Annotated in this window: 22 protein-coding genes and 1 pseudogene; 22 read left to right on the forward strand and 1 reads right to left on the reverse strand. The window is 58.3% G+C overall.

The genetic code is table 11. The features are described from left to right. Nucleotides 1-671: 671 nt before the first annotated feature. The 11 genes from R6V78_RS01725 (at nucleotide 672) to R6V78_RS01775 (ending at nucleotide 10,231) form a co-directional block, all read left to right on the forward strand. Nucleotides 672-1,385, forward strand: a complete 714-nt coding sequence (locus R6V78_RS01725) for a cobalamin biosynthesis protein CbiA (protein WP_410287595.1) — start codon at nucleotides 672-674, stop codon at nucleotides 1,383-1,385. Between the two features lie 134 nt (nucleotides 1,386-1,519). Continuing rightward, nucleotides 1,520-1,744 (forward strand): ferredoxin family protein, encoded by a 225-nt coding sequence (locus tag R6V78_RS01730; protein WP_410287596.1) that lies wholly within the window; start codon nucleotides 1,520-1,522, stop codon nucleotides 1,742-1,744. Between the two features lie 22 nt (nucleotides 1,745-1,766). Further along, nucleotides 1,767-2,837 (forward strand): 3-methyl-2-oxobutanoate dehydrogenase subunit VorB, encoded by a 1,071-nt coding sequence (vorB, locus tag R6V78_RS01735; RefSeq protein ID WP_410287597.1) that lies wholly within the window; start codon nucleotides 1,767-1,769, stop codon nucleotides 2,835-2,837. A gap of 100 nt (nucleotides 2,838-2,937) precedes the next feature. Beyond that, on the forward strand, nucleotides 2,938-3,675 hold the full coding sequence (locus tag R6V78_RS01740) for a thiamine pyrophosphate-dependent enzyme (protein ID WP_410287598.1): 738 nt from the start codon (nucleotides 2,938-2,940) through the stop codon (nucleotides 3,673-3,675). A 42-nt stretch (nucleotides 3,676-3,717) separates the two neighbouring features. Then, nucleotides 3,718-4,254: a 2-oxoacid:acceptor oxidoreductase family protein gene (locus R6V78_RS01745; protein WP_410287599.1), complete on the forward strand. Its 537-nt coding sequence runs from the start codon at nucleotides 3,718-3,720 to the stop codon at nucleotides 4,252-4,254. 99 nt (nucleotides 4,255-4,353) lie between these two features. Beyond that, on the forward strand, nucleotides 4,354-5,445 hold the full coding sequence (gene hisC, locus R6V78_RS01750; protein ID WP_410287600.1) for a histidinol-phosphate transaminase: 1,092 nt from the start codon (nucleotides 4,354-4,356) through the stop codon (nucleotides 5,443-5,445). A 35-nt stretch (nucleotides 5,446-5,480) separates the two neighbouring features. Beyond that, nucleotides 5,481-6,146 (forward strand): (d)CMP kinase, encoded by a 666-nt coding sequence (cmk, locus tag R6V78_RS01755; RefSeq protein ID WP_410287601.1) that lies wholly within the window; start codon nucleotides 5,481-5,483, stop codon nucleotides 6,144-6,146. A 181-nt stretch (nucleotides 6,147-6,327) separates the two neighbouring features. Then, nucleotides 6,328-8,070, forward strand: a complete 1,743-nt coding sequence (locus R6V78_RS01760; protein ID WP_410287602.1) for a 30S ribosomal protein S1 — start codon at nucleotides 6,328-6,330, stop codon at nucleotides 8,068-8,070. Nucleotides 8,071-8,279: 209 nt separating this feature from the next. Then, nucleotides 8,280-9,176: a signal peptide peptidase SppA gene (gene sppA / locus R6V78_RS01765; RefSeq protein ID WP_410287603.1), complete on the forward strand. Its 897-nt coding sequence runs from the start codon at nucleotides 8,280-8,282 to the stop codon at nucleotides 9,174-9,176. 4 nt (nucleotides 9,177-9,180) lie between these two features. After that, nucleotides 9,181-9,975, forward strand: coding sequence for a ParA family protein (locus tag R6V78_RS01770; RefSeq protein WP_410287604.1), 795 nt, complete (start codon nucleotides 9,181-9,183; stop codon nucleotides 9,973-9,975). A gap of 10 nt (nucleotides 9,976-9,985) precedes the next feature. Continuing rightward, nucleotides 9,986-10,231, forward strand: coding sequence for a hypothetical protein (locus R6V78_RS01775; RefSeq protein ID WP_410287605.1), 246 nt, complete (start codon nucleotides 9,986-9,988; stop codon nucleotides 10,229-10,231). 116 nt (nucleotides 10,232-10,347) lie between these two features. Here the strand turns inward: R6V78_RS01775 and R6V78_RS01780 are convergent, their stop codons facing one another. Next, nucleotides 10,348-10,953 carry an L-threonylcarbamoyladenylate synthase gene (locus R6V78_RS01780; RefSeq protein ID WP_410287606.1) on the reverse strand — a complete coding sequence of 202 codons (606 nt, stop codon included), beginning with the start codon at nucleotides 10,951-10,953 and terminating at the stop codon, nucleotides 10,348-10,350. Nucleotides 10,954-11,340: 387 nt separating this feature from the next. Between R6V78_RS01780 and guaB the strand changes: the two genes are divergently transcribed. The 11 genes and pseudogenes from guaB to R6V78_RS01835 all read left to right on the forward strand — a co-directional run. Beyond that, complete coding sequence (gene guaB, locus R6V78_RS01785) at nucleotides 11,341-12,807, forward strand: IMP dehydrogenase (RefSeq protein ID WP_410287607.1); 1,467 nt, start codon at nucleotides 11,341-11,343, stop codon at nucleotides 12,805-12,807. Then, nucleotides 12,794-16,363, forward strand: a complete 3,570-nt coding sequence (gene dnaE, locus R6V78_RS01790; RefSeq protein WP_410287608.1) for a DNA polymerase III subunit alpha — start codon at nucleotides 12,794-12,796, stop codon at nucleotides 16,361-16,363. Before guaB ends, dnaE begins: the two co-directional genes overlap by 14 nt. 45 nt (nucleotides 16,364-16,408) lie before the next feature. Beyond that, nucleotides 16,409-17,545, forward strand: a complete 1,137-nt coding sequence (locus R6V78_RS01795) for a DegT/DnrJ/EryC1/StrS family aminotransferase (protein ID WP_410287609.1) — start codon at nucleotides 16,409-16,411, stop codon at nucleotides 17,543-17,545. Nucleotides 17,546-17,554: 9 nt separating this feature from the next. Next, on the forward strand, nucleotides 17,555-18,361 hold the full coding sequence (locus tag R6V78_RS01800) for a 1,4-dihydroxy-6-naphthoate synthase (RefSeq protein WP_410287610.1): 807 nt from the start codon (nucleotides 17,555-17,557) through the stop codon (nucleotides 18,359-18,361). Continuing rightward, a complete protein-coding gene (locus R6V78_RS01805; protein WP_410287611.1) occupies nucleotides 18,361-19,002 on the forward strand; it encodes a hypothetical protein in 642 nt (213 codons plus the stop codon). Before R6V78_RS01800 ends, R6V78_RS01805 begins: the two co-directional genes overlap by 1 nt. Next, nucleotides 18,999-19,841 carry a UbiA-like polyprenyltransferase gene (locus R6V78_RS01810; protein ID WP_410287612.1) on the forward strand — a complete coding sequence of 281 codons (843 nt, stop codon included), beginning with the start codon at nucleotides 18,999-19,001 and terminating at the stop codon, nucleotides 19,839-19,841. The genes R6V78_RS01805 and R6V78_RS01810 overlap by 4 nt, the downstream gene beginning before the upstream one ends. Before the next feature lie 26 nt (nucleotides 19,842-19,867). After that, a complete protein-coding gene (locus tag R6V78_RS01815) occupies nucleotides 19,868-20,449 on the forward strand; it encodes a UbiX family flavin prenyltransferase (protein ID WP_410287613.1) in 582 nt (193 codons plus the stop codon). Further along, on the forward strand, nucleotides 20,446-22,230 hold the full coding sequence (locus tag R6V78_RS01820) for a UbiD family decarboxylase (RefSeq protein WP_410287614.1): 1,785 nt from the start codon (nucleotides 20,446-20,448) through the stop codon (nucleotides 22,228-22,230). The genes R6V78_RS01815 and R6V78_RS01820 overlap by 4 nt, the downstream gene beginning before the upstream one ends. A 48-nt stretch (nucleotides 22,231-22,278) precedes the next feature. After that, nucleotides 22,279-23,361, forward strand: a complete 1,083-nt coding sequence (locus R6V78_RS01825; protein WP_410287615.1) for a radical SAM protein — start codon at nucleotides 22,279-22,281, stop codon at nucleotides 23,359-23,361. Further along, nucleotides 23,358-24,149 (forward strand): MqnA/MqnD/SBP family protein, encoded by a 792-nt coding sequence (locus R6V78_RS01830; protein WP_410287616.1) that lies wholly within the window; start codon nucleotides 23,358-23,360, stop codon nucleotides 24,147-24,149. The genes R6V78_RS01825 and R6V78_RS01830 overlap by 4 nt, the downstream gene beginning before the upstream one ends. Before the next feature lie 28 nt (nucleotides 24,150-24,177). Further along, nucleotides 24,178-24,388 (forward strand): annotated as a pseudogene (locus R6V78_RS01835) (dehypoxanthine futalosine cyclase); the annotation flags it as partial.

Here is a 24,388-nt window from a genome sequence, read left to right on the forward strand (position 1 = left end):
CATGCCGTCGTGGTGAACACGATGCGCATCGGCACTCCTGCTCAACCCGTTGGTCACGGCATGGACGGGTGCGTTGCTGTTTCGCACCGGCCGCCGGCTCGGTTGGTCACGGCCCACGTCGATCGCCACGGCGCTGCTGTTCGGCCTGGCGACGATGGCCTGGCCTTACACGCAGGGCTATTTTAGCGACCCAATCTGCGGGTGGGCACTGTTTGCGGCGGCCTATGCGCTCTTGGCCTATGCACAGTCAGGACGCAAGCTCTACCCCACCGATGCCGGATTACACAGCAGTCCCATGCGCTGGTGCTTCAATGATCGGGGCGCTGATTCTGATAAAACGCTTAGACCCGTTTTTACCGCTGTCATTGGGATCATTCCTTGATGAACTGGTAAACAGTCGATTATCGGACGGCGCCGTCTTCCTTGGCTGATGCCGGGTTTCAGTGTGTGTGGAGCAATCAGGGTTGTTTTTAACACACCGCATCCGCCAGTTAAAGGTGAAATCCATCCATAGCGCCCAAACCCCTTGACACCAAAGGAATTTATAAATAGATAAGTTCTTTTTGTTTGGTTCTTAGTGTGGCTGGCCGAAACATCCCGACATCTTCGGGCATGTTTTCGCCTTTGCCGGCCGGCGTCGTTCAATAAATTCAAAAAGGACCCATCGTCATTTGGAACTGGAACTCACGGGAATCGTCATCATTGTCGGTGCATACGGCAGTGGAAAAACAGAAGTAGCCATCAACCTGGCCGTGCACATGAACGCCAAGGGTGTGGCTGTTCGACTGGCGGATCTCGATCTGGTGAACCCTTATTTCAGGAGCCGTGAGGCGCGCCAGGCTTTGAATCGCTTGGGTATCGACGTGGTGCTGCCTCCCGTTGAATACATGCAGGCGGATCTGCCCATCCTGACCCCCGCGGTTTCGGGCATGTTGAGAAAACCGACGGGTCTGATGCTGCTGGATGTGGGCGGTGACGACGTGGGTGCTACGGTTTTGGGTGCGCTGGGCGATGCATTGCTGGGCAAGACGGTGCATGTCCTGCAGGTGATCAATCCCCATCGCCCTTACACCGGTTCGGTAAGCGGCTGCCTGATGGTCCGGAAAGCGATCGAGGCCAAGGCCAAAATGATGATAACCGGGATCGTGGGCAACGCCAACGTGATGGAAGAGACCACTGAGGCGACTATTCTGGAGGGGTACGACTTTTCCAGACAGGTGGCCGAGGCCGGCAACATCCCCTTGGTATTCATTACCGCACCCGCGCTGCTGTTGACCCGGCTGGATAAAAAGGATATCCACTGCCCGGTATTGGCGCTCAGGCGGCAGCTGGTCCCACCCTGGAAGCAGCCGGAAATGTTGGATCCATCGGTGAAAATCGCTTGAACGGCCCATCGGGCCCTTGAGCCGTAAGGGTAAAGTAGAATATCAACCATCGACATACGGCCGATTCATGAACCCACATGACATCGCCGGTTTTGCCAGGAACACGATTCCCAGGCGATAAGGAGCAGCGATCAATGGCGTATCATCACAACATCGAGAAGGATCGGTGCAAAGGCTGCGGCCTGTGTATCACCGTCTGTCCCAAAAATGTGCTCGAAATTTCTCCCGATGTGAACGCGAAGGGCTACTACCCGGCATTTCAGGCGCGACCTGAAGATTGCATCCACTGCACCATGTGCTGCATCATGTGTCCGGATGTGGCCATTACGATTACACAAACAGAAGAACCCAACGCCTAAGGGCGGTAAATGGAGGAGCACCATGGCAAAGGTATTGATGAAGGGCAACGAGGCCATCGGTGAAGCAGCCATCAGGGCCGGTTGCCTGAACTACTTCGCCTATCCCATCACCCCGCAGTCCGAAGTGGCCGAATATCTGGTCCGTCGCATGCCCGAGGTGGGCGGGGTATTTTTACAAGGAGAGAGTGAGGTGGCTGTAGGGTATATGCTTTTCGGGGCCTCCGGTGCCGGTGAGCGGGTGTTTACCACCTCCTCCAGTCCGGGTATCAGCCTGATGAGTGAGGCCATCAGCTATATCGCCGCGGCCCAGTGCCCGGCTGTCTTTGTGAACATCATGCGCGGCGGACCGGGGTTGGGAGGTATTTTACCTTCCCAGGCGGATTATCTTCAGGCTACCAAAGGCATCGGCCATGGAGATTGCCGACTGCTGGTGATGGCGCCGGCCAGCGTCCAGGAGGCGGTTGAAATGGTGATGCAGGCCTTCCCCCTGGCTGAAAAATACCGCAATCCGGTCATGATTCTCGGTGACGGTCTCATCGGGCAGATGATGGAGCCGGTCGAGTTTCCCGACAACCTGAAATCCGAACCCTCCAACAAGGACGCCTGGGCTACCAACGGGATGGCACACCGCAAGTGCAAAACCCGCAACCTGGTCAAATCCCTTTTCCTTGACCCGGTGCAGCTCAACGACAACAACCTGACCCTCAAGGCCAAATACGACCGCATGCGTGCCGAAGAGGTGCGCTTTGAATCCTACAATACCGGGGGAGCCTACCGGGGACTCATCGTCAGCTACGGTACCATGAGCCGGGTTTGCCGAACGGCCATCGACCAGTTGAAGGCGGAAGGCATCGAAGTGGGGATGATCCGCCCCCAGACGCTTTTCCCGTTTCCCGATAAAGCTGTGGCCGATGCGGCGTTCAAGTCGTCTTGTACGCATGTATTGAGCATCGAGATGAGCATGGGGCAGATGGTGGAGGATGTGGCCTGCTGCGTCATGGGCCGCGTTCCAGTCAGCTGGTACGGTAAATGCGGCGGAGATATCCCCACCCCCGAAGAAGTCATCGAGGTGGTCAGGCAACGGATTGCCTGATTGACCGTTGATCCGCAGCGGATGACGGCACCCTCCGATAAGCGACTTTTTACCAGTTCATCAACGGATTGCAGGCACACAAGCAAGGAGTACAACGATAATGGGAAAGACGTTCAAGAAACCAGAGTCCCTGTCTGACACCCATACCCACTACTGCCCGGGATGCACCCACGGTGTGATCCATCGGCTGGTGGCCGAGACCATCGATGAACTCGGTATCCGGGAACGGACGGTGGGCATCGCACCTGTCGGCTGCGCCGTATTGGCCTACAACTACTTCAATTTCGATTTCCAGGAGGCGGCCCATGGCCGCGCCCCGGCCATGGCCACCGGCATCAAGCGGGTACGACCCGACCTGATGGTATTCACCTACCAGGGTGATGGTGACCTGGCCAGCATCGGCATGGGAGAAATCATCCACGCGGCCAACCGGGGTGAGAAGTTCACCACCATTTTCGTCAATAACGCCATTTACGGGATGACCGGCGGCCAGATGGCACCCACCACCATGCCGGGCCAGCGCACCAGTACTTCGCCCTTCGGCAGAAAGGTCGAGGATGTGGGTATGCCCATCAAGATGGCCGAACTGCTGGCCGCGCTGCAGACGCCGGCTTACATCAGCCGGCAGACGGTGATCCGACCCAAGTACATCACCAAGGCCAAAAAAGCGATCAAACAGGCATTTACGTACCAACTGGAGAATAAATGCTTCAGCCTCGTCGAAGTGGTCAGCACCTGCCCCACCAACTGGGGAATGACCCCCAAGGAAGCAGTCGACTGGACCGAAAAGACCCTGCTGGCATACTATCAGCCCGGGGACTACAAGGTTCCGGTTTGAAACCATTATCCCGCATTGCCGGACGCGACTGAAGGAGGCACGATGCAAAGCGAAATCATGTTTGCCGGATTCGGTGGACAGGGCATACTGTTAATCGGTAAGATTCTGGCCCATGCTGCCATGGAGGAGGGCTTCGAAGTGGCCTGGGTGCCGTCCTACGGACCTGAAATGAGGGGCGGCACGGCCTACTGCACGGTGGTGATCAGCGATCGGCCCATCGGTTCGCCGATCATCAAGAATCCGCTGCACCTGATTGCCATGAACGGACCCTCCCTTGAAAAATTTGCGCCTACGGTAAAAAAAGGCGGCATCGTTTTTATCAACAGCTCACTGATCGGCTTCGGATCGCAACGTGACGATGTGGATGAGCTGCGTGTCCCGGTGGTGGAAATCGCCAAAGAATTAGGCAGCGTCAAGGCGGCCAACATCGTGGCGCTGTCTGCCTTCGTGGCGCGAAGCGCCATCGTTTCCATGGAAACCCTCAAGCACTGCATCGCAGAAGAGTTCAGCAAGAAACCCAAACTGATTCCTTTGAACATGGAGGCCGTTGCCGCCGGCGAAAAGGCCGCCCGGCAATAGACCCAACCCACATGTCGTGCTGATTGCTTTGCACGCTGACATGCATGCCGCATCGGCCGGGCCAAGCGCCCGGCTGTTTTGTTTACCCGGTGATTATTCATGAAATTGACGATTCCCGATTACATTCAAGCCATCGAACCCTACGTTCCCGGCAAGCCGATCGAGGCCCTGGAACGAGAATACGGTATTCAAAATTCGGTTAAGCTGGCGTCCAACGAAAACCCCCTGGGGCCTTCTCCGATGGCGCTGGCTGCCATTCGAAACGGTTTAACCCGCCTTCATCGCTATCCGGACGGTGCCGGCCATCTGCTGACACACAAACTAGCCGAGGCATGCGGCGTTGCGCCGGAAAATGTGGTGATCGGCAACGGTTCGGACGATATCATCGCCTTGCTGGTGCGTGCCCTGGTCAGGCCCGGCGACCAGGTGGTTGTGCCCCAGCCCTCGTTTCTCATGTATACGATAACGGCCAGCGCCGCCGGCGCCGTAGTTGAATCCGTGCCCCTTAAATCCATGGTCATGGATCTTGACGCCATGGTGGGGCGGGTGACCGCCGACACCCGCTTGGTCTTTATCTGCAATCCCAACAATCCCACCGGCACGGTGGTGACCCAGAAGGCGTTTGACCGGTTCATGGCCCGCCTGCCGGACGGTGTGGTGGTGGTTGTGGATGAGGCCTATATCGAGTTCGCCAGAAATGCCGATTGCCTGAAAACCGGGCGGCCCTCGGACGTGGACCGTCCGGTGGTGACCCTGCGCACCTTTTCCAAAGCATACGGCCTTGCCGGGTTGAGGGTGGGATACGGCATCATGCCGGCCATGTTGGCCGAGGTGCTGCACCGCATCCGGCAGCCTTTCAACGTTAATGCCCTGGCTCAGGCGGCGGCGGTTGCCGCCCTGGACGACCGGGCCTTCCTGCATCGGACGCTCGATCTGGTACATCGTGGACTGGACGCACTGTATGCCGGCTTGGAGGGGCTGGGCCTGACCTATTTTAAAAGCGAAGCCAATTTTTTTCTCATCGACGTGGGACAGCCGGCCGACATCGTGTTCGAAAACATGCTCCGGCAGGGTGTCATCGTCAGATCCATGCGTGCCTATGGATTCCCTGACTATATTCGCATCAATGTGGGGCTTGAAAATGAAAACCGGCGATTTCTGGAGGCGCTTGAAACCGTCCTTGCCAAATAGCCAATCCCCATGAATGCCTTTACGGGAAGCGCTCGATGACCGCAAAATCATTGCTGCTGATCACCATAGACGGGCCTGCCGGTGCAGGCAAGACCACGGTCAGCCAGATGCTGGCCCGGGAACTGGGCTACCGCTACCTGGATACCGGGAGTTTATACCGGTCAGTGGCCTTTGCGGTTCGCCAGGCCGGCATCTCACCGAACGATGATCAGCAGCTCGGCGTTGTCTGCAAGGCATTGCAACTGAGCATCGAAGAAGACCGCCTGCTTTCCAACGGTGTGGACATATCGGCGCATATCCGTTCACCGGAGATCACCATGCTGGCATCGACGGTCTCGGCCCGTCCGGCCGTCAGAGAGGCGCTTTTGGATATTCAACGTAAAATGGGACGTGCCAAGGGTCTGGTGGCTGAAGGTCGAGATATGGGAACGGTCGTCTTTCCCGACGCGGACCTTAAGTTTTTTCTGGATGCCACGGTGCGGCAGCGGGCCCTGCGCCGTTTTACGCAATACGGCCAGGCAAATGAACAGACGTACGAACAGATCGAGCATGATATCCGCCGACGGGATGAAAACGACCGCAACCGGGAAGTTGCGCCCCTCAAGCCCGCCAAGGACGCGGTCAGGATCGATTCGACCGCCATGACTGCAAAACAGGTTGTCGTACGGATGATGGCGCATGTCCATCAATTGGGGGGGTGATTTAAATCCCGATGTAACCAGGCCCCGAGCATCCATGCACCCGATCAGGCGTTTATCCTGAAACCATCGACAAATAAATCATTGCATTTTGTCCTGCCTTTCTATAGTATCACCAGGCTATACTGCATGCGATGGCATTGGCAGTAAATAAAAAAGCGGCTAAGGGGGTAATTATCAGTCCATGGACAACTTTTTAAACAACGAATCAACAGACGAAGAGATCGAAAAAGACAGTGTTACCGGTGAGAGCATGGCCGAGCTCATGGATATGTACGAAGAGAGCTTCAAACGCTTTGCCGAGGGTGAGGTGGTCAAGGGAAAGATCATTTCCGTAGACAAAGACCACGTTCTGGTGGACATCGGCTACAAATCCGAAGGCCAGATCCGAATTCGGGAATTCGAAGTGGAGGGCGAAGTCACTGCGAAGGTGGGCGACACGGTCGAGGTGATGGTGGAGTGGTGGGACGACGAGAACGAAGTGGTCGTTCTTTCCAAGGAAAAAGCCGAGAAAGTCAAGGTCTGGGATGACATCAAGAACCGTCACGAGGCCGACGAAACCATCACCGGTACCATCACCAACCGCGTCAAGGGTGGTTTTTCCGTGGATATCGGCGTTCTGGCATTCCTGCCCGGGTCCCAGGCGGACCTGCGCCCCATCCGCAACCTGGATGACATGGTCGGCAAGGAATTCGACTTCAAAATTCTGAAATACAACCGTAAACGCAGCAATATAGTGCTTTCCCGACGGGCGCTCCTCGAAGAAGAGCGCGAGTCCAAACGGACCAAGACGCTGGCCTCCATTCATGAGGGCAAGGTGGTTGCCGGTATCGTCAAAAATCTTACCGAGTATGGTGTGTTTGTTGACCTGGGCGGTGTGGACGGACTGCTGCACATCACCGACATCTCCTGGGGCCGGGTAAAACACCCGTCCGAGCTCTTCAAGGTGGGCGACGAGATCAACGTCAAGATTCTGAGTCTGGACCTGGAGCGTGAGCGTGTTTCTCTGGGAATGAAACAGCTCAGCGAGGATCCCTGGGCCAGCGCCATCCAAAAGTACCCGGTGGGGTCCCGCATCAGCGGCAAGGTGGTCAGTCTGACCGATTACGGTGCCTTTGTAGAACTGGAAGAGGGCATCGAGGGCCTGATTCATGTATCGGAAATGTCCTGGACACGCAAGGTTCGCCATCCCTCCAAGGTGGTCTCGGTGGGGGAGATCGTGGACGCGCTCGTGCTGGATATCAAACCGGAAAACCGACGGATTTCCCTGGGCATGAAACAGGCCGCGCCCAATCCATGGGACGTGATCAGCGACAAATACCCGGTGGGAACCACCATTGAGGGGAAAATAAAGAATATCACCGATTTTGGACTGTTCATCGGAATCGATGAGGGCATTGACGGCCTGATCCATATATCCGATATTTCCTGGACCAAACGGATCAAACACCCGTCGGAAATTTACAAAAAGGGTGACCTGATTCAAGCCATCGTGCTGGAGATCGATAAGGACCAGGAGCGCTTCTCTTTAGGTGTCAAGCAGCTGCAGTCCGATCCTTGGGATACGGTCGCCGAGCGCTATGAAGTGGGTAAGGAGATCACCGGCACCGTCACCAACGTCACGGATTTCGGCGTTTTTGTGGAACTGGAAGAGGGCATAGAAGGGCTGGTGCATGTTTCCGAGATCAGCAAAGAGAAAGTCAAGACACCCGTGGGCCAGTTTGAGGTCGGGCAGATGCTGACCGCCAAAGTCATGAACATCAACAGTGAAGAGCGGCGCATCGGTCTTTCCATCAAACGGCTTGATATGGAAGACGACCAGGAACTGCTGACTGATTACGTTAGCAATATGGGTCCGGCAACCTCCAGTTTCGGCGAAATTCTTCGTGAGAACCTGCAGGAAAAGCTCAACAACGACGAACAATAGACCCATTGATGCGACCATTGATGCCGGCGGGTTGCCTGACAAGGGCCCGCCGGCATTTTTGTAATCCGTCACGGAAAACGGTCGCACGGCCGCTGTCGTTCACGGCATACATTCCGACGTCTCTGTTGGATGCATCCTTTTGGGTTCCGTGAATACCTTGGCCGGCTGTCCGCTCCAGACGGGGGGCTTCTCCAACAAAGGAACGTGCCATGTTTACCCGACGCCATCCCTACCTTTTTTTCCTGCTGAGCGCCTTTTCCATTTTCACCGTGCTGGTCCTTGGCGTGATGGGTATGCTGATGTGGATGGGAAGGGTGGGCGGCGACTTCGGAGGCGAGGCGGTCGGGGTTGTTGAAATCGAAGGGGCCATTGCCGACGCGCGGGATACCATCGAAAATATCCGCCGATTCCGGGAAGATGAAGACATCAAAGCCATTGTCGTCCGCATCGATTCTCCAGGCGGTGCTGTGGGCCCGTCCCAGGAAATTTATCGTGAGATCCGAAAAACGGTCGATTCCAAAAAGGTGGTGGCATCCATGGGCGCCGTAGCCGCATCCGGCGGCTATTATGTGGCCTGCGCGGCTGACGGAATCGTAGCCAACCCCGGAACCATCACCGGCAGCATCGGCGTGATCATGGGATATACGAACTTTCGCCAGTTGCTGGACAAGGTCGGATTGGTTCCGGTGGTTATCAAAAGTGGTCCCTACAAGGATACCGGTTCGCCTACCCGGGAGATGGAGGCGGACGAGCGGAAGATATTGCAAGCCATTACCAACGGCATTCATGAACAATTTGTTTCGGCCATCGCCGAAGGAAGAAAGATGGACCGGGTTCTGGTTGAAGCTGCGGCTGACGGCCGCATTTTTACCGGTGAAGATGCCAAGGCGCGCGGGTTGGTGGACCGCCTTGGAAACTTCGAAGATGCCCTTCAATGGGCAGGTGAATTGGGAGGCATCGAAGGTGCAGTGGTCCCGGTTTATGCCCGCGACGAAAAACTTTCCCTGCTGCGCTACCTGATGTCATCGCCGCTTTCCAACCTGATGTCCAAGCTCATCCATCCGAATATCTACGCGGAATACCGATACCAGCCAGAGGGACGCTGATCTGATGCGAAAAATCGCAGTGGCGATGGCCAAGGGGGGGGTGGGGAAAACCACCACGGCGGTGAACCTGGCTCATGGGCTTGCTCTGGCGGGCAAGCGGGTGCTGCTGGTGGATTGCGATACCCAGGCGCAAACTGCGACCTTTTTGGGTGTATCCCCGTCCCACGGCCTGTATGAATTCATTACCGGGCATGACGGCAACGGCCGCACGATCTTGAAAAAAGAGGCTATCCATGCGGCTCGCGACAACCTGTGGGTGTTGGCCGGCGGTATCAAGCTGGTTGAACTAAAAAACTGGCTGGGCGAACAGCCCCGCGAAGGGCGGCACGCCGTATTGCACCAGAGCCTGACACCCAAAAAAGACGGTCTGGATTTCCTGATTTTCGATTGTGCACCCGGGTGGGATGTTCTGAGTGTGAATATCCTCATGGCTGCCAACGAGGTGCTCTGCCCGGTGGCGCTGCAGGGGCCGGCCCTCGAGGGGCTTAAGACCTTTTTCGGGTACTTGGTGTCCGTCCAGCAGTTGAATAAATCGCTGCGGCTGAAGTATATCCTGCCGACCATGTACGACCGCCGCACCCGTCAGAGTCATGACATCTACAACCGGCTCAGGCGTCTGTTCCGCAAACAGATCTGCGACCCCATCCACCACAATGTCCGCTTATGCGAGGCGCCGATGGTGGGACAGAGTATTTTTGAATTTGCCGATAGTGCCTCGGGTGCACGGGACTATCGAAAACTGGCAGAAAGGTTGATTGATGACGGCATCAGACAACAAGATCCTACCCGATTTTTTTGATGAACATCGGATGGATCCGGTTTCCGTGGCCACCGGCCGTCCGGCGCCCAAACCGGCGGTGCCAAAAAGAAAGGCCGGTTTTTATTTCTCTGAAACCCTGCTTGACCGGTTTACCCGAAAATTTCACCAGTTGAAGCTTGACGGGGTATCCATCGAAAATAAATCCGACCTGGCCGAAGTGGCCCTTCATTTTGCCCTCGATGACTTGGATCGGGGAGAGGCCAGCAGCCTTATCAAACAATTCAACCGTCGCTGAACCGCGATAGCGAGCGAACTCCCCGCGGCTTGCCGCAGGGGAGGGTTCAGTCGGTGCCATGGGGGTTGCGCGCGCTGACAGTTCTCTTGCCGGAAGCCGGTGGAATGTCAAGCGCATCAGAACAAGGTGACGTCGCCCAATCCTTGACGGATGATTTCAGGAACCTCCTGCTCCAGGGAGACGACGCTGGAGGGCATGCCTGACACCGGGCCGCCGTCAATTACCGCATCCAGTCTGGTTCCGAAGTGATCGTGAATCAAAGAGGCGTTGTGGAACACCTCTCCGTCGGGCGCAGTTGCACTGGTGGAAATCACGGGGTTGCCCAGGGCCTGGACCAGGGCGAGACAGATATTGTTGGCGGGAACACGGATACCAGCGGATTTTCGTTTGGTGAGCATGATTTTGGGGACCAGCTTGGATCCTGGCAGAATGAACGTGTAGGGGCCGGGAAGCAGCCTTTTCATGGTCTTGTAAGCATAGTTGGACACCTTGGCATACTGGCTGATGTTTTTCAAGTCGGCGCAGATGAAGCTGAATGGCTGGTTTCTGTCGCGCTGCTTGATCTGGTAAATCCTTTCGATGGCCCGTTTGTTCATGATGTCACACCCGATGCCGTAGTAGGTGTCGGTTGGATATGCGATCAGGCCCCCGTTCTTGAGTATGGCCGCAACCTGCGTGATCAACCGCTGCTGTGGGTTGTCTGGATTGATGCTAAACAGCATGACGGGGTTACGGCTCCTGTGCAAATATAAAGGCAACGATTTCAGCAGCCCTTGACGACACGGCGCATTTTCGCATGCGTCCCACGGTGCTGCGGCTTCTGCATGGCAAGGGACTATGTTTATTACGGTCCGCCGGGGGTGTCAAGCGGCCAAATAATGATTGATAAAGCCCCCCTCATTTGTTACTTGAAGCGTTTACACGGTCTCCGGACGGATGACACCACGATCCGTGCGTGCCAGGAGCTGTCGACTGCGTGCCGAACGGTTGTGAACCCTGATTTCAGGCCTTTGCCGGCCTGTCTGCAGGACCGGCCGGACCGCTGACGGACGTTGTCCATAACCACCATTGCCGACTCGGCGCACTTCCCTATGAATGCGGAGGATCCCATGACCAACCCGATCGCGGAGGAAGCCTATTCCTTTGATGATGTTCTGCTGGTGCCCAGCTATTCTGACATCCTTCCCAGGGATGTCGACTGTCAAACCCGTCTGACCCGTGAACTGACCCTGAATATCCCCATCGTCAGCGCGGCCATGGACACGGTGACCGAAGCACAGACGGCGATCACCATGGCCCGAGAGGGGGGGCTCGGTTTTATCCACCGCAATATGAGCGTCAAAAACCAGGCCATGGAGGTGGATCAGGTTAAAAAATCGGAAAGTGGAATGATCGTGGACCCGCTGACCATTGGCCCGGACCGACCCATTGAAGAGGTGATGAAACTGATGGCCCATTACCGGATTTCCGGCGTTCCGGTGACCCGGGGCGATCAACTGGTCGGTATCGTCACCAATCGGGATCTGCGGTTCGAAACGGACATGACCAAAAAGGTCAGCGACGTGATGACCAGCAAAAACCTGGTTACGGTAAGTGAAGGCATCAGCCTGGAGGAATCCAAGAAGATGCTCCACGTCCACCGCATCGAAAAACTGTTGGTGGTAGACAAAAACGGGCGCTTGACCGGAATGATCACCATCAAGGACATCGAGAAGATCAAAAAATACCCCAATGCCTGCAAAGATGCCATGGGCCGCCTGCGGGTGGGCGCCGCCATCGGCGTCGGCGAGGATATGATGCCCCGGGCGCAGGCCCTGGTCAAGGCGGGTGCCGACGTCATTGTCATCGATACGTCTCACGGCCATTCGGGCAACGTGATCCGGGCGGTCAAACGCCTCAAGGGGGATTTCCCCGCCATGCAGCTTATCGCCGGCAATGTGGGCACGGGTGAAGGCGCCCAGGCACTGATCGACGCCGGCGTGGATGCCGTTAAAATCGGTATCGGCCCGGGATCCATCTGCACCACGCGCATTGTGGCCGGCATCGGTGTCCCCCAGATTTCGGCCATCATGAACTGCCGGGAGGTGTCTGAAAAGACCGGCGTACCCCTGGTGGCCGACGGTGGCATCAAGTTTTCCGGTGACATCACCAAGGCCATCGGTGCCGGAGCGCATACCATCATGATCGGCGGCCTCTTCGCGGGCGCCGAGGAAAGCCCGGGGGAAACCATTCTCTTCCAGGGCCGCAGCTACAAGGTCTATCGGGGCATGGGATCCCTGGAAGCCATGAAAAAGGGCAGCAAGGATCGCTATTATCAGACCGAACAGGAAACCGATGATAAACTGGTGCCCGAAGGCATTGTCGGCCGGGTGCCCTACCGGGGAACCCTGTCCGCCAACATCCACCAGCTCATGGGTGGGCTCAAGGCCGGTATGGGCTATGTGGGATGTCGGACCATCGAAGAACTCCGCCAGAAGGCCCGCTTCGTGAAGATCAGCGCGGCCGGCATGCGCGAAAGCCATGTCCATGACGTGATCATTACCAAGGAAGCGCCCAACTACCGTGTCGACAATTGATGCGACCATGACCCCAACACCCTCAAATTTCGTGCACTTGCATGTCCACACGCAATACAGCCTGCTGGACGGGGCCATCCGGCTGGGAGACCTGTTTAAAAAAGTCAAAGCGTTCGGTATGCCGGCGGTGGCGATTACCGACCATGGCACCATGTTCGGGGCATTGGATTTCTACCAGCAGGCCAATTCAGCGGGAATCAAGCCGATTATCGGTTGCGAATGCTACGTGGCGCCGCGCACGCTTGCCGACAAAACCCCCCAGGATAAGGAGGGGGTCCGGCACCTGGTGCTGCTGGTCGAAAACCAGCAGGGCTACCGTAATCTTTGCAAGCTGGCCAGCATCGGCCAGATGGAAGGGTATTACTACAAACCGCGCATCGACAAGGCCGTGCTGGCCGCCCACGCCGAAGGCCTCATTGCGCTGTCTGCCTGCCTCAAAGGTGACGTGCCCCAATTCATTCTGGCCAACCAGATGGACAAGGCCGAGGAGGCGGCCCTGTACTACCAGAAGATTTTTGGCGAGGGAAATTATTTTCTGGAGCTGCAGAACAACGGCATTCAGGCCCAGGAAAAGGTCAACCGGGGCCTGGTCGAACTCAGCAGCCGGCTGGGCATTCCCCTGGTGGCCACCAATGACTGCCACTACCTGAACCAGAAGGATGCCAGGGCCCACGAGATCCTTTTGTGCATCCAGACCCAAAAGACCATCGCCGATACCGACCGGTTCGTTTTCGATTCCAACCAGCTCTATTTCAAATCCCCCGAGGAGATGAACGGCTATTTTGCCGACTTTCCCGGGGCCATTGACAATACCGTGGCCATCGCCGATCGCTGCTACATCGAGTTTGACTTCAAGACCTATCACTTTCCTCAGTTCGATGCCGATTCGGGGAAGACGGCTGACGAGTTATTCGACCAGCAGGTGCGCGAGGGCTATGAACGCCGCATGGCGGGGGTGCGCAAAAAAAAGCCCAATCTGGACGAAATGGTCTACCGGGATCGGCTGGAATATGAGCTTAAGACGATTAAAGAGATGGGCTTTCCCGGTTATTTTCTCATTGTGGCTGACTTTATCCGCTACGCCAAGGAGAACGGCATCCCGGTGGGTCCCGGTCGCGGTTCAGCTGCAGGCAGCCTGGTCTCCTTCGCCCTGTTCATCACCGATCTGGACCCCATCGAGCACGGCCTGATCTTCGAACGGTTTTTGAACCCGTCGCGCATCAGTATGCCTGACATCGATGTGGATTTTTGCATCCACGGACGGGAGCGCGTCTACAACTACGTGGTCGAACGCTATGGTGGCGGGGATTATGTGGCGCAGATCATTACCTTCGGCAAAATGAAGGCCAAGCTGGTGATCAGGGACGTGGGACGCGCTCTGGGACTTCCCCTGGCAGAGGTGGATACCATTGCCAAGCTGATTCCCGACAGCCTGAAAATGACCATCGACAAGGCCCTCAATGAGGTACCCAAGCTGGCGGAGATGGTGGCGTCGGATCCGCGCATCGCCGAACTGATCGACATCAGCCGCGCCCTGGAGGGACTTTCCCGCCATGCGTCCACGCATGCGGCCGGCGTGGTGATCGGCGACAGGCCCCTGGTTGAGTATCTGCCACTTTACAAGGGCAAAAAAGGGGAGGTGGTCACCCAGTTCGATATGAAGAAAGTCGAGGATATCGGCCTGGTAAAATTTGATTTTCTGGGTTTGCGCAACCTGACGGTAATCGATGACACCTTGAAGAGCATCGCCGCCCAGGAAAAAACGGTTCCGGATCTCTTGAACCTGCCCCTGGACGATGAAAAAACCTTTGGCCTGCTCCAGGCCGGTGACACCACCGGGGTGTTTCAGCTTGAATCCAGCGGCATGAAGAATCTACTGGTTCGGCTGCACCCGGAGTCCTTTGAAGATCTTACCGCACTGGTTGCCCTTTATCGTCCCGGACCGCTGGACAGCGGCATGGTGGATGACTTCGTTGACCGCAAGCACGGACGTAAAAAAGTGGTTTACCCGGTTGCTTCCCTGGAACCAATCCTGCAGGAAACCTACGGGGTGATGGTCTACCAGGAGCAGGTCATGCAGGTCGCCGGTACCCTGGCCGGATATTCCATGGCCGATGCGGACAGTTTGCGCAAGGCCATCGGCAAGAAGATTGAAGCCCTGATGGCCAAACACAGGCAGAAGTTTGTCAGCGGCGCGGTAAAAAACGGGGTGGAGCAGGCCACTGCCACCGAACTGTTCGATCTGATTGAAAAGTTCGGTGGATACGGCTTCAACAAATCCCACAGCGCCGCCTATGCGCTGATTGCCTACCAGACGGCTTTCCTCAAGGCGCATTTCCCCGTCGAGTTCATGGCGGCCCTGCTCACCAGCGAGATCGACACCATCGACGGCGTTGTCAAGTTTATCAACGAGTGCCGGATGCACAGCCTTGAAGTGCTGCCGCCTGACATCAACGAGAGCAGCACCGTCTTCACCGCGGTCGACGGCCGCATACGCTTTGGCCTGGCGGCAGTCAAGAACGTGGGAGAAGCCGCCGTAGACCTGATTATCAAGGAGCGTGAAGAAAACGGTGAATTTGCGTCCATCTTCGATTTTCTCCAGCGGGTGGATCTCACCAAAGTGAACAAACGGGTGCTGGAAAGCCTGATTCGATGCGGGGCGCTGGATTCCACGGGAATTTTTCGTTCCCGGCTCATGGCGGTGCTCGAAGAGGCGCTGGATTATGGACAGCGCGTTCAGAGGGAGAAGAAAAGCGCCCAGATGAGTCTGTTCGGCGGCGGTGCCGGAGAAGAGCTGGCAATCAATCTGCCGGTCATTCCCGCCATCGACGAGTGGGACAGCCGTGAGAAGCTGCAGCAGGAAAAAGAGACGCTGGGCTTTTATGTCACCGGACACCCCCTGGACGGATACAAGGAAACGTTGGAAAAGTTCACCAATGTCGATGCCCTGAGCGTTCGCGAGGTGGCCGATAAAAGTGCGGTGCGCATTGGCGGCACCATCAGCAGCGCCAAGGTGATTCGAACCCGCAAGGAAGAGATCATGGGCTTCGTCACCGTGGAAGACTTAAGCGGTACCGTGGAAGTGGTGGTCTTTCCCTCCGTCTACTCGGGGTGTGCCGACCTGCTGACATCGGATCAGGCCGTACTGGTCCAGGGCTCGGCCCAGGTCGAGGAAAACGGGGTCAAAATTCTCGCCGATGCGATCATTCCAATGGATCAGGCGGAAGAAACGTGGACCGTGGAGGTTCGTTTGATGGTGGACCCGGAAATTACCGACCGGGAAACCCTGACACGGGTCCACCAGACGCTGAAGCGTTATCCGGGCCCCTGCAAGGGGTTTGTGCACATCTGCCACAAGGATCAGGCCGAGGTCATCGTCTCCATGGACGAAGCGCTGCGTATGCGCTATTGTCGGGACATGGTCCGCGAAGTCAACGCCATTTTCGGGTATAGCGCCGTTTCTACCCGCTGCAGTGACGCCGCCGGCGCCATGCGCACCAGCGATATCAACGGGCGCCGGAATAATGGCCGCAGCCGCCAATTTGCCAGGAACTGAGCAAAGCGCGCATCCATTCGAAACCATGATATAAGGATCGTCGCCATGAACGTACCGCTGCTGGACCTTAAAGCCCAGTACCACACCTTGAAGGAGCGGGTGCTGGAAGTCACCCGGCAGGTTTATGATAGCCAGCACTTTATTCTGGGACCGCACGTTGAGGCCCTTGAGAAAAAGATTGCCGACTATTGCCAAAGCGGCCATGCGGTCGGGGTTTCATCGGGAACGGACGCCCTGATCGTGTCACTGATGGCGGCTGGGATCGGACCGGGCGACCGAGTGATCTCCACGCCCTACACCTTTTTCGCCACCACGGGCGCTATCGCACGGGTGGGGGCCACGCCGGTTTTTGTCGACATCGACCCGGATACCTACAACCTCTCCCCGGACAGACTCCAAGCGACCCTTGGGGCCATGCGCGCCGACGACCTGAAAACGGTAAAGGCCATCGTCCCGGTTCACCTGTACGGGCAGTGCGCCGACATGGCGCCCATTTTGGATGCGGCGGCCAGCAACGGTTGGGTGGTCATCGAAGATGCCGCCCAGGCCATCGGCGCTGAATACAAAGGGCGGCGGGCGGGCAGCCTGGGAGACTATGGTTGTTTTTCTTTCTTTCCGTCCAAGAATTTGGGGGCTTTTGGGGATGGCGGCATCGTAACCACCGGCGATTCAGGGGTATACGAGCGGCTGAGAATTTTACGGGTTCACGGCTCCAACCCCAAGTATTATCACAAGATGGTGGGGGGCAACTTCCGTCTCGACGCCCTGCAGGCCGCCATCGTGGCCGTCAAGCTGGACTACCTGGACGGTTGGACCACCGCGCGCCAGGAAAACGCCGCACGCTACCGGGGGCTTTTTGCGTCGGCCGGCCTGACAGCGCGTGTCCATCTGCCAGTGGAAAAAGAGAGCCGCCACATCTATAACCAGTTTGTCATCCGCGTGGATCATGGCCGGGACGACCTTCGGACCTATCTGGGCAAACAGGGGATCGGAACCGAGGTCTACTACCCGGTCCCCATGCACCTGCAGGAATGCTTTGCAGGGCTGGGACATCGAGTCGGCGATTTTCCCGCTTCCGAGCAGGCGGCCAATCAGACCCTGGCGCTGCCCATATACCCGGAGCTTACCGAATCCCAGCAGGCCTACGTCGTCGAAACCATCGGCGCGTTTTTCAACCGATAGGATGGTCCCGTGGTCAAAGAACTGACATTCGGCTATTCCCCCTGCCCCAACGACACATTCATGTTTAATGCCATTGCCCACGGGTGGGTCGGGGTTGCCGGCTATGGGTTGATGCCGGAGCTGCACGATGTTGAGACCCTGAACCGACTGGCCATGGACGCGCTGCTCGATGTCACCAAGCTCTCCTTTTATGCCTGGATGGAAGTCAAAGACAGCTACCGGCTGCTTCACAGCGGGGCGGCCATGGGATTCGGCTGCGGACCGGTGCTCATCGCCAGAAAGCCGTTGGACCCGACCGGCATCCGGAACTGCCGGGTGGCGCTGCCCGGACAGTGGACCACCGCCCATCTGCTCTTCCGGTTGTGGGCTCCGGATGTCCACCAGCGCGTCTTTGTTCCCTATGACCGGATCTTCGACGCACTGGCTTCCGGGGAGGTCGACTGCGGCGTGATCATTCACGAAAGCCGTTTTACCTTCAAAACCGCCGGATTCACGCAAATCGTCGATTTGGGGGCGTGGTGGGAAGGCAAGACGGGCCTGCCCATCCCGTTGGGCGGCATCGCCGCCAGGAAGCGTCTGGGCGATCCACTGATCGAGAAGATCGACGCAGCTTTGAATTCAAGCATCCAGCGGGCCATGACCAACCCGGATGAGGCGATGCCGTATATCCGCCAGTATGCCCAGGAGATGGACGCTACGGTGATCAAAGCGCATATCCAAACCTTTGTGAACGACTTCAGCCTGAAGTTGACCGGACAGGGTTGCCGGGCCATTGAATTGCTGGAAAGCTTGGCTCGGGACGCCGGTGTGATCTGATGATTGGCATCGTCTATGCCACCCGGCAGGAAGCGGATCCTTTTCTGGAGCGGACGTCCGCTGAAATCGTGGCCGTCCACCCCCTGTTGCTTTTTCGAGTTCCCGGTGCCGGCCGATCGCCTTGCATCCTGGTGGTCAGCGGCATGGGCAAAGTGGCGGCGGCCCTTGCGGCCGCGCACCTGGTGCTGACCCACCGGGTAACCATGCTGGTCAGCGCCGGCCTGTGCGGCCGGTTGACCATGGACGGCCGCTGGTCCGCCGGCGATCTGCTTCGCGTGAGTTCGGCCGTTGAAGGTGACTGCGACCGCTTCGGCCGGGCAGAACCGACTGTGGCCTGCGACACGCGGTGGTTCAAAAACTTGAAGACGGCTCGTCTGGTCACCAATGATCAGCCTGTTTTCGACACCGGTTGGCGTAGACGGCTGGCCGGCATCGCCGACCTGGCTGACATGGAGGGAGCTGCGGTGGCCCGTGCAGCTGACCTTTACGGAATTCCGTGCGCCATGCTAAAGGGGGTCAGCGATGCCGCCGATGAACGCGGACGCCAGGATGTTGCCAGCCATATCGATTGGGTGTCGGGCCGCATCGCCGAAGCCTTAGTCGGCGAGCTGACCCTGATCGCAACAGACAATCAGCCATGAAACCAGAATCAACCCTGCAGACCGTCTTGAACTTTACCAAAATTGAGCATACCGCTTTCAGCCTGCCGCTGATATTCACCGGTGCCTGGCTGGGGGCCGGGAACCGGTTTCCAGCCGCCAGGGTCATGCTTCTGATCGTAGCCGCCGCTTTAGGCGCCCGCGCATTCGGCATGGCCATGAACCGGGTGTTCGATCGACGGATAGACCGGCTCAATCCGCGTACCGCCGGCCGGGAGCTGCCGGCCGGTAAAATGACCCTGACCACGGCCCTGGTTATCGCGGCTTCCGGCCTGGCGGTTTACCTGCTGGCCTGCTGGGCTCTGGGTGGGTGGTGCCTGATCCTTTCGCCGATCCCCCTGGTTCCGCTGCTGGGTTATTCCCTGCTCAAGCGTTTTACCCCCCTTTGCCATTTTGGCATCGGGCTGTGTTTGGCCCTGGCACCGCTGGGCGCCTATGTGGCTGCCGCCGGCCACTTGAAGTTTTCAGGGGTGGTGATCCTTTTTTCAGGCTTCGTTTTCTGCTGGTTGAGCGGGGCAGACATCATCTATGCGCTCCTGGATATCGATAATGACCGGCAAAACAACATTCACAGCCTGCCGGCCTGGCTGGGTGCCGACGGTGCCCTGCGGGTGGCGGCAGGCGTTCACCTGGTGGCGTGGGCCATTCTGGCGGCAGTGGTTCAGGCCCTGGGTGGCGGTGCGGCGGGCTGGACGGCGCTGGCTACGACGGCCTTCTTTTTTGTACTGATGCATGTGCCCGCGATCCCGATACCCAAGCGGTTTTTCCCCATTTCCACCCTTGCCGGCATTGCCGGTGCACTGACCACCATGGTTTCATGAGCAGCGCAAGCCAACGGAGCGACAAGATGACCAAAGCAGCGGATACACCCCATCTGATCTTAGGGATCACCGGCGCAACGGGTATCCACGCCGCCCGGCTGCTGGTGGAAAAATCCCCCTGGCCGGTGGACCTGGTTGTCAGCCGGTGGGGCGGAAAAGTCGCCGATACCGAATGCGGTGGCATCGAAGGCATTGAATCCCATGCGGCCAGGGTTTTCAAATTCGATGATCTACACGCACCCCTGGCGTCTGGTTCGGTTGCGGCCGTGGGGATGGTGGTGCTGCCCTGCTCGGCGCACACCCTGGCCCAGATTGCCACTGGATTGGGTGACAGCCTGATCACCCGTGCCGCGCATTGTCAGCTCAAGGAGCGGCGACCGCTGATTCTCTGCCTGCGTGAATCGCCCTTGACGCTGATCGATCTGAACAATGCCCGGCAAGCCGCTGCTGCCGGCGCTGTAATCATGCCCGTGAGTCCGCCATTTTTTATGTTTGCCGGCCGCGATCCGAAGTCCGTTTCCATGGATAACCTGCTGGATGCTTTCGTTGAGCGGGTGCTGGCCCTTTTGGGCCGACCATCCGTCTGGACCTGGGAGGACATCCGTTGAGTTTCCCAGATCTGCGCGGCTTTCTGGCCCATTTGGAGCAAATTGGTGATCTGGCGCGCGTCCGGGTGCGTGTAGACCCCAACCAGGAGATGACCATCATCCAGCATCGGGTGATGGCTCTCAACGGACCGGCCCTGCTCTTCGAAAACGTTGCCGGATCGTCTTACCGCGTCGTCACCAACCTCTTCGGCACCCGCCGACGGACGGACCTGGTCTTTGGCGGAGATCCGGCAGGGCTCGGCCAGCGAATTTTACGGCTTTCTAAAACCATGATGCCCCCTGGCATAAAGTCTGTTTTCAGGTCCCGTCGTGATCTCATGGCCCTTAGCACAGCCCGGATGCGCAGGGTCAAAAATGGTCCGGTTCTGGAAACCGTTTCCGACTCACCCGATCTGAACAAACTGCCGGTGCTGGTCTGCTGGCCCGAAGACGGTGGACCGTTTTTCACCCTGCCGCTGGTGCACACCACGGACCCGGAAACCGGCATGGGGAATACGGGCATCTACCGAATGCAACGATTCGATGGTTCCAGCACCGGTATGCATTGGCAGATCGAGAAAGGCGGCGGATTCCATTTTCACAAAGCCGCCGCCATGGACCGGTCTCTGCCGGTGAGCGTTATTCTGGGCGGGCCGCCGGCGCTGATCGCGGCGGCGGTCGCCCCGCTTCCCGAAGGCATCGACGAACGTCTGCTGGCCGCATACATGATGAACCGGCCGCTGGACGTGATCGACCGCAAGTCAACCGGCCACCGGATTCCCGCCCGGGCCGAATTTGTTTTGGAGGGCACGGTAACTCCCGGCGACATGCAGCGGGAAGGGCCTTTCGGCGATCACTTCGGGCACTATTCCCATGCCGCCGATTACCCGGTGTTCAAAATCCAGCGGATACTGGCGCGCAAGGATGCCATCTACCCGGCAACAGTTGTCGGCAAGCCGGTGCAGGAAGACTTTTACATGGGCGAGGCCCTGCAGGCAATGACCCTGCCGCTGTTGAGGATGATCCGGCCTGCCGTTGTCGACCTGTGGGCCTACCCGGAAACCGGTTTTCACGCCCTGGCAGTGATGTCGGTGAACGAGCGCTACCCCAAGGAGGCCCTGAAACACACATTGGGCATGCTCGGGGAAGGACAGGTCTCTTTGACCAAGGTGATGATCACCGTGGATCAGGGGGTGGATGTGCGCGATATGGCGGCGGTGAGCCAGGCCCTGTGGCGAAACCTGGATGCGAAAACCGGCATTCACCTGCTTGCCCCCACGGCGCAGGACAGCCTGGACTTCACGGGCCCGGCCATGAATACCGGCAGCCGGTTGATCCTCATGGCCACGGATGCAGGCAAGCCCCTGCGCAACGACCATCCCAGCCATGTTCCCGCGCCAGTCGATCTGCACCCGGACGTACAGGCCACCACGGCGCTGGGGCCGGCGTTTTTGATTGTCCAGGTCAAGGACGCCTGCCGGGATATTGAACCGGTGCGCCAGGCTTTGATCCATCATCCGGCCTCTAGGGAATACCTGTTTCAGATCATCGTTTCGTCGGACGTTCCCTTAACCGACCGGATGCTTGTGCTATGGGGCTGGTTCACCCGTTTCGATCCATTGGCGGATCTCTATCCAGCCGGTCGAACGGTGGCCGGCAATCGGTTGATTTTCGATTTTCCCATTGCCATTGACGCCCGCTGGAAAACAGGATATCCCAAACCCGTTGAATTCGACCCGCAGGTCGAAAAACGGGTGGACCGGATCTGGACGCAGTTAGGTCTGCCGGCCGGCCGAATCTGACACCCACACCGGTTGGCGAGTGTTTTGCGAGTCAGGAACCATTTTCCCATGGGCACTTCCCTGTTTGACCGGGCGCTGGAAAAAGGCGCCCGCTGCGAGCGCCTCTCGCGTCAAGAGGCCTACAGCCTGGCGGAAGCCATCAGCCCCGAGCGGCTGCACCGGCTCGGGATGGCCGCGCTGGCGACGATTGGCCAGCGATTCGGTCGGCTGGCCACCTATGTCTTCAACCTGCAGATCAATCCCACCAACATCTGCAGCAGTGGGTGCACCTTCTGCAACTACGCCGCATCCAAAGACGCGCCCCATGCCTATGTGCTCGAGGAAGCGCAGATCCTGGAGACGGTGACCCGCCTCAAACCGATTGAAGTGCACATTGTCGGCGGGCTGAATCAGATCTGGCCCTTCCAGCGTAATCTGCAGCTGGTTCGAAGCTTACGCGACCGCTTCCCGGAGCTGCACATCAAATCCTACACCGCCGTTGAAATTGCCTATTTTGCCCGGACCGCCGGTTTATCCGAATCGCAGGTGCTGGACCAGCTCCAGGCAGCCGGTATGAACGCCATGCCCGGCGGTGGGGCGGAGATTTTTTCGGAGCGGCTTTACCGCCGGCACTGGAAGAACAAAACCAGCCCCGGCGACTGGTTGCGCATCCACGGCTTGGCCCACAGCAAGGGGATCCCCACCAACGCCACCATGTTATTCGGCTTCGGCGACAACTGGGGCGAGCGGGTCGAGCATTTGCTGATCCTACGGCGGGCCCAGGCCCAATCGGGTGGGTTTTCCTGTTTTATTCCCCTGCCTTTTCAGCCCGGCGCCGGCCACTTCATCCAACGGGGGCCCACGCCGCTGGAAACCCTGAGTGTGCTGGCTGTCTCGCGCTTGGTGTTGGACAATGTTGCGCATTTGAAATCCTATTGGCCCATGACCGGCCTCGAAGTCGGGGCGGCCGGCTTGAGCTGGGGGGCTGATGACATGGACGGAACCATCAGCGAGGAGAAGATTGCGCATCTGGCCGGCGCCGCCACACCGGTCGGGCTGGCCCGCGAAAAAATGGTGGAGACCATCGTGACGGCCGGGTTCACACCTGCTGAGCGCGACGGAGGCTTTGCACTGCGGCAGGTTGCGCCATGAGTGTCGCGCTGGGCATGATCCCTTACGCCAACATGGCCCCTTACCGCCAATTGGGGGTGCCGCGGGGTTGCCATTTCGTCCCCTTGGTGCCCGAAGCCAGCATCGGGGCCTTGCTGACGGGCAGGGTTGCTGCCGCTCCGGTTCCGGTCGTGGGGCTGGCCCGGCTGGCGGGTCGGGTCGAAATGTTGGGACCCTTCGGCATAGCGGCCAAAGGGCCTTGCATGAGTGTGCTTTTTTTTTCCCGCCTCCCCTTTGAAGCGATGCATGCACCCAATACCGTTCGGGTGACCCGCGAATCGGCGACCAGTGTCCAACTGCTGCATCTGCTCCTGGGTCAGACCCTGGGGTTCGATCGTCTGCCCCAGCGGGTCAACGCCGGCCGTGAAGCGGACGCTGAACTGCTGATCGGTGATCGGGCCCTGATCCAAGGGGCCGCGACGGATGGAAGGAGCCGTTTTTCCCATGTGACGGATCTGTCACAAGTGTGGTTTGAGCGCCAGCGGCTGCCGTTTGTCTTTGCCCGATGGGTGGTCAGAAAGGATGCCCCCCAATGGCTTAAGCGGTCCATGGGCCGCTGGCTCGACGAATTCAAGCAGAAGGAAGCCGGTCTTGTGGCCGGGGCCGTCGGGGAAGCCGCCCGGGCACTCGATGTTGCGCCTGACCTGATTCGCCGTTATTTCGGGGCCATCCGGCGATGCCTGGATGAGAGCGACATCCAGGGGCAAGATCGGTTTTTTCAGGAAATGGAACCCTTTTACCGAACACCGCTGTTTCAATGCGCCCGCTGAGGACCGACAGGCCACCGTGGATCGACCCATGACCGCAGGTATCGCCGCAGCCCATACCCCCCGGCGCTATGACCGGCGCCAAGCGCTGGAGCTGTTGACCGACCTGCCGATGGGTCAGTTGATGAGCCTGGCCCACACCGAACGGGTGCGTCGTTTTCCGGGCGATGTGGTCACTTTTGTGGTGGACACCAATCCCAACTACACCAACATTTGTGAAACCGGCTGCGCCTTCTGCGCGT

The organism is Desulfosarcina sp., assembly GCF_046496365.1.
Taxonomy (GTDB): domain Bacteria; phylum Desulfobacterota; class Desulfobacteria; order Desulfobacterales; family Desulfosarcinaceae; genus Desulfosarcina.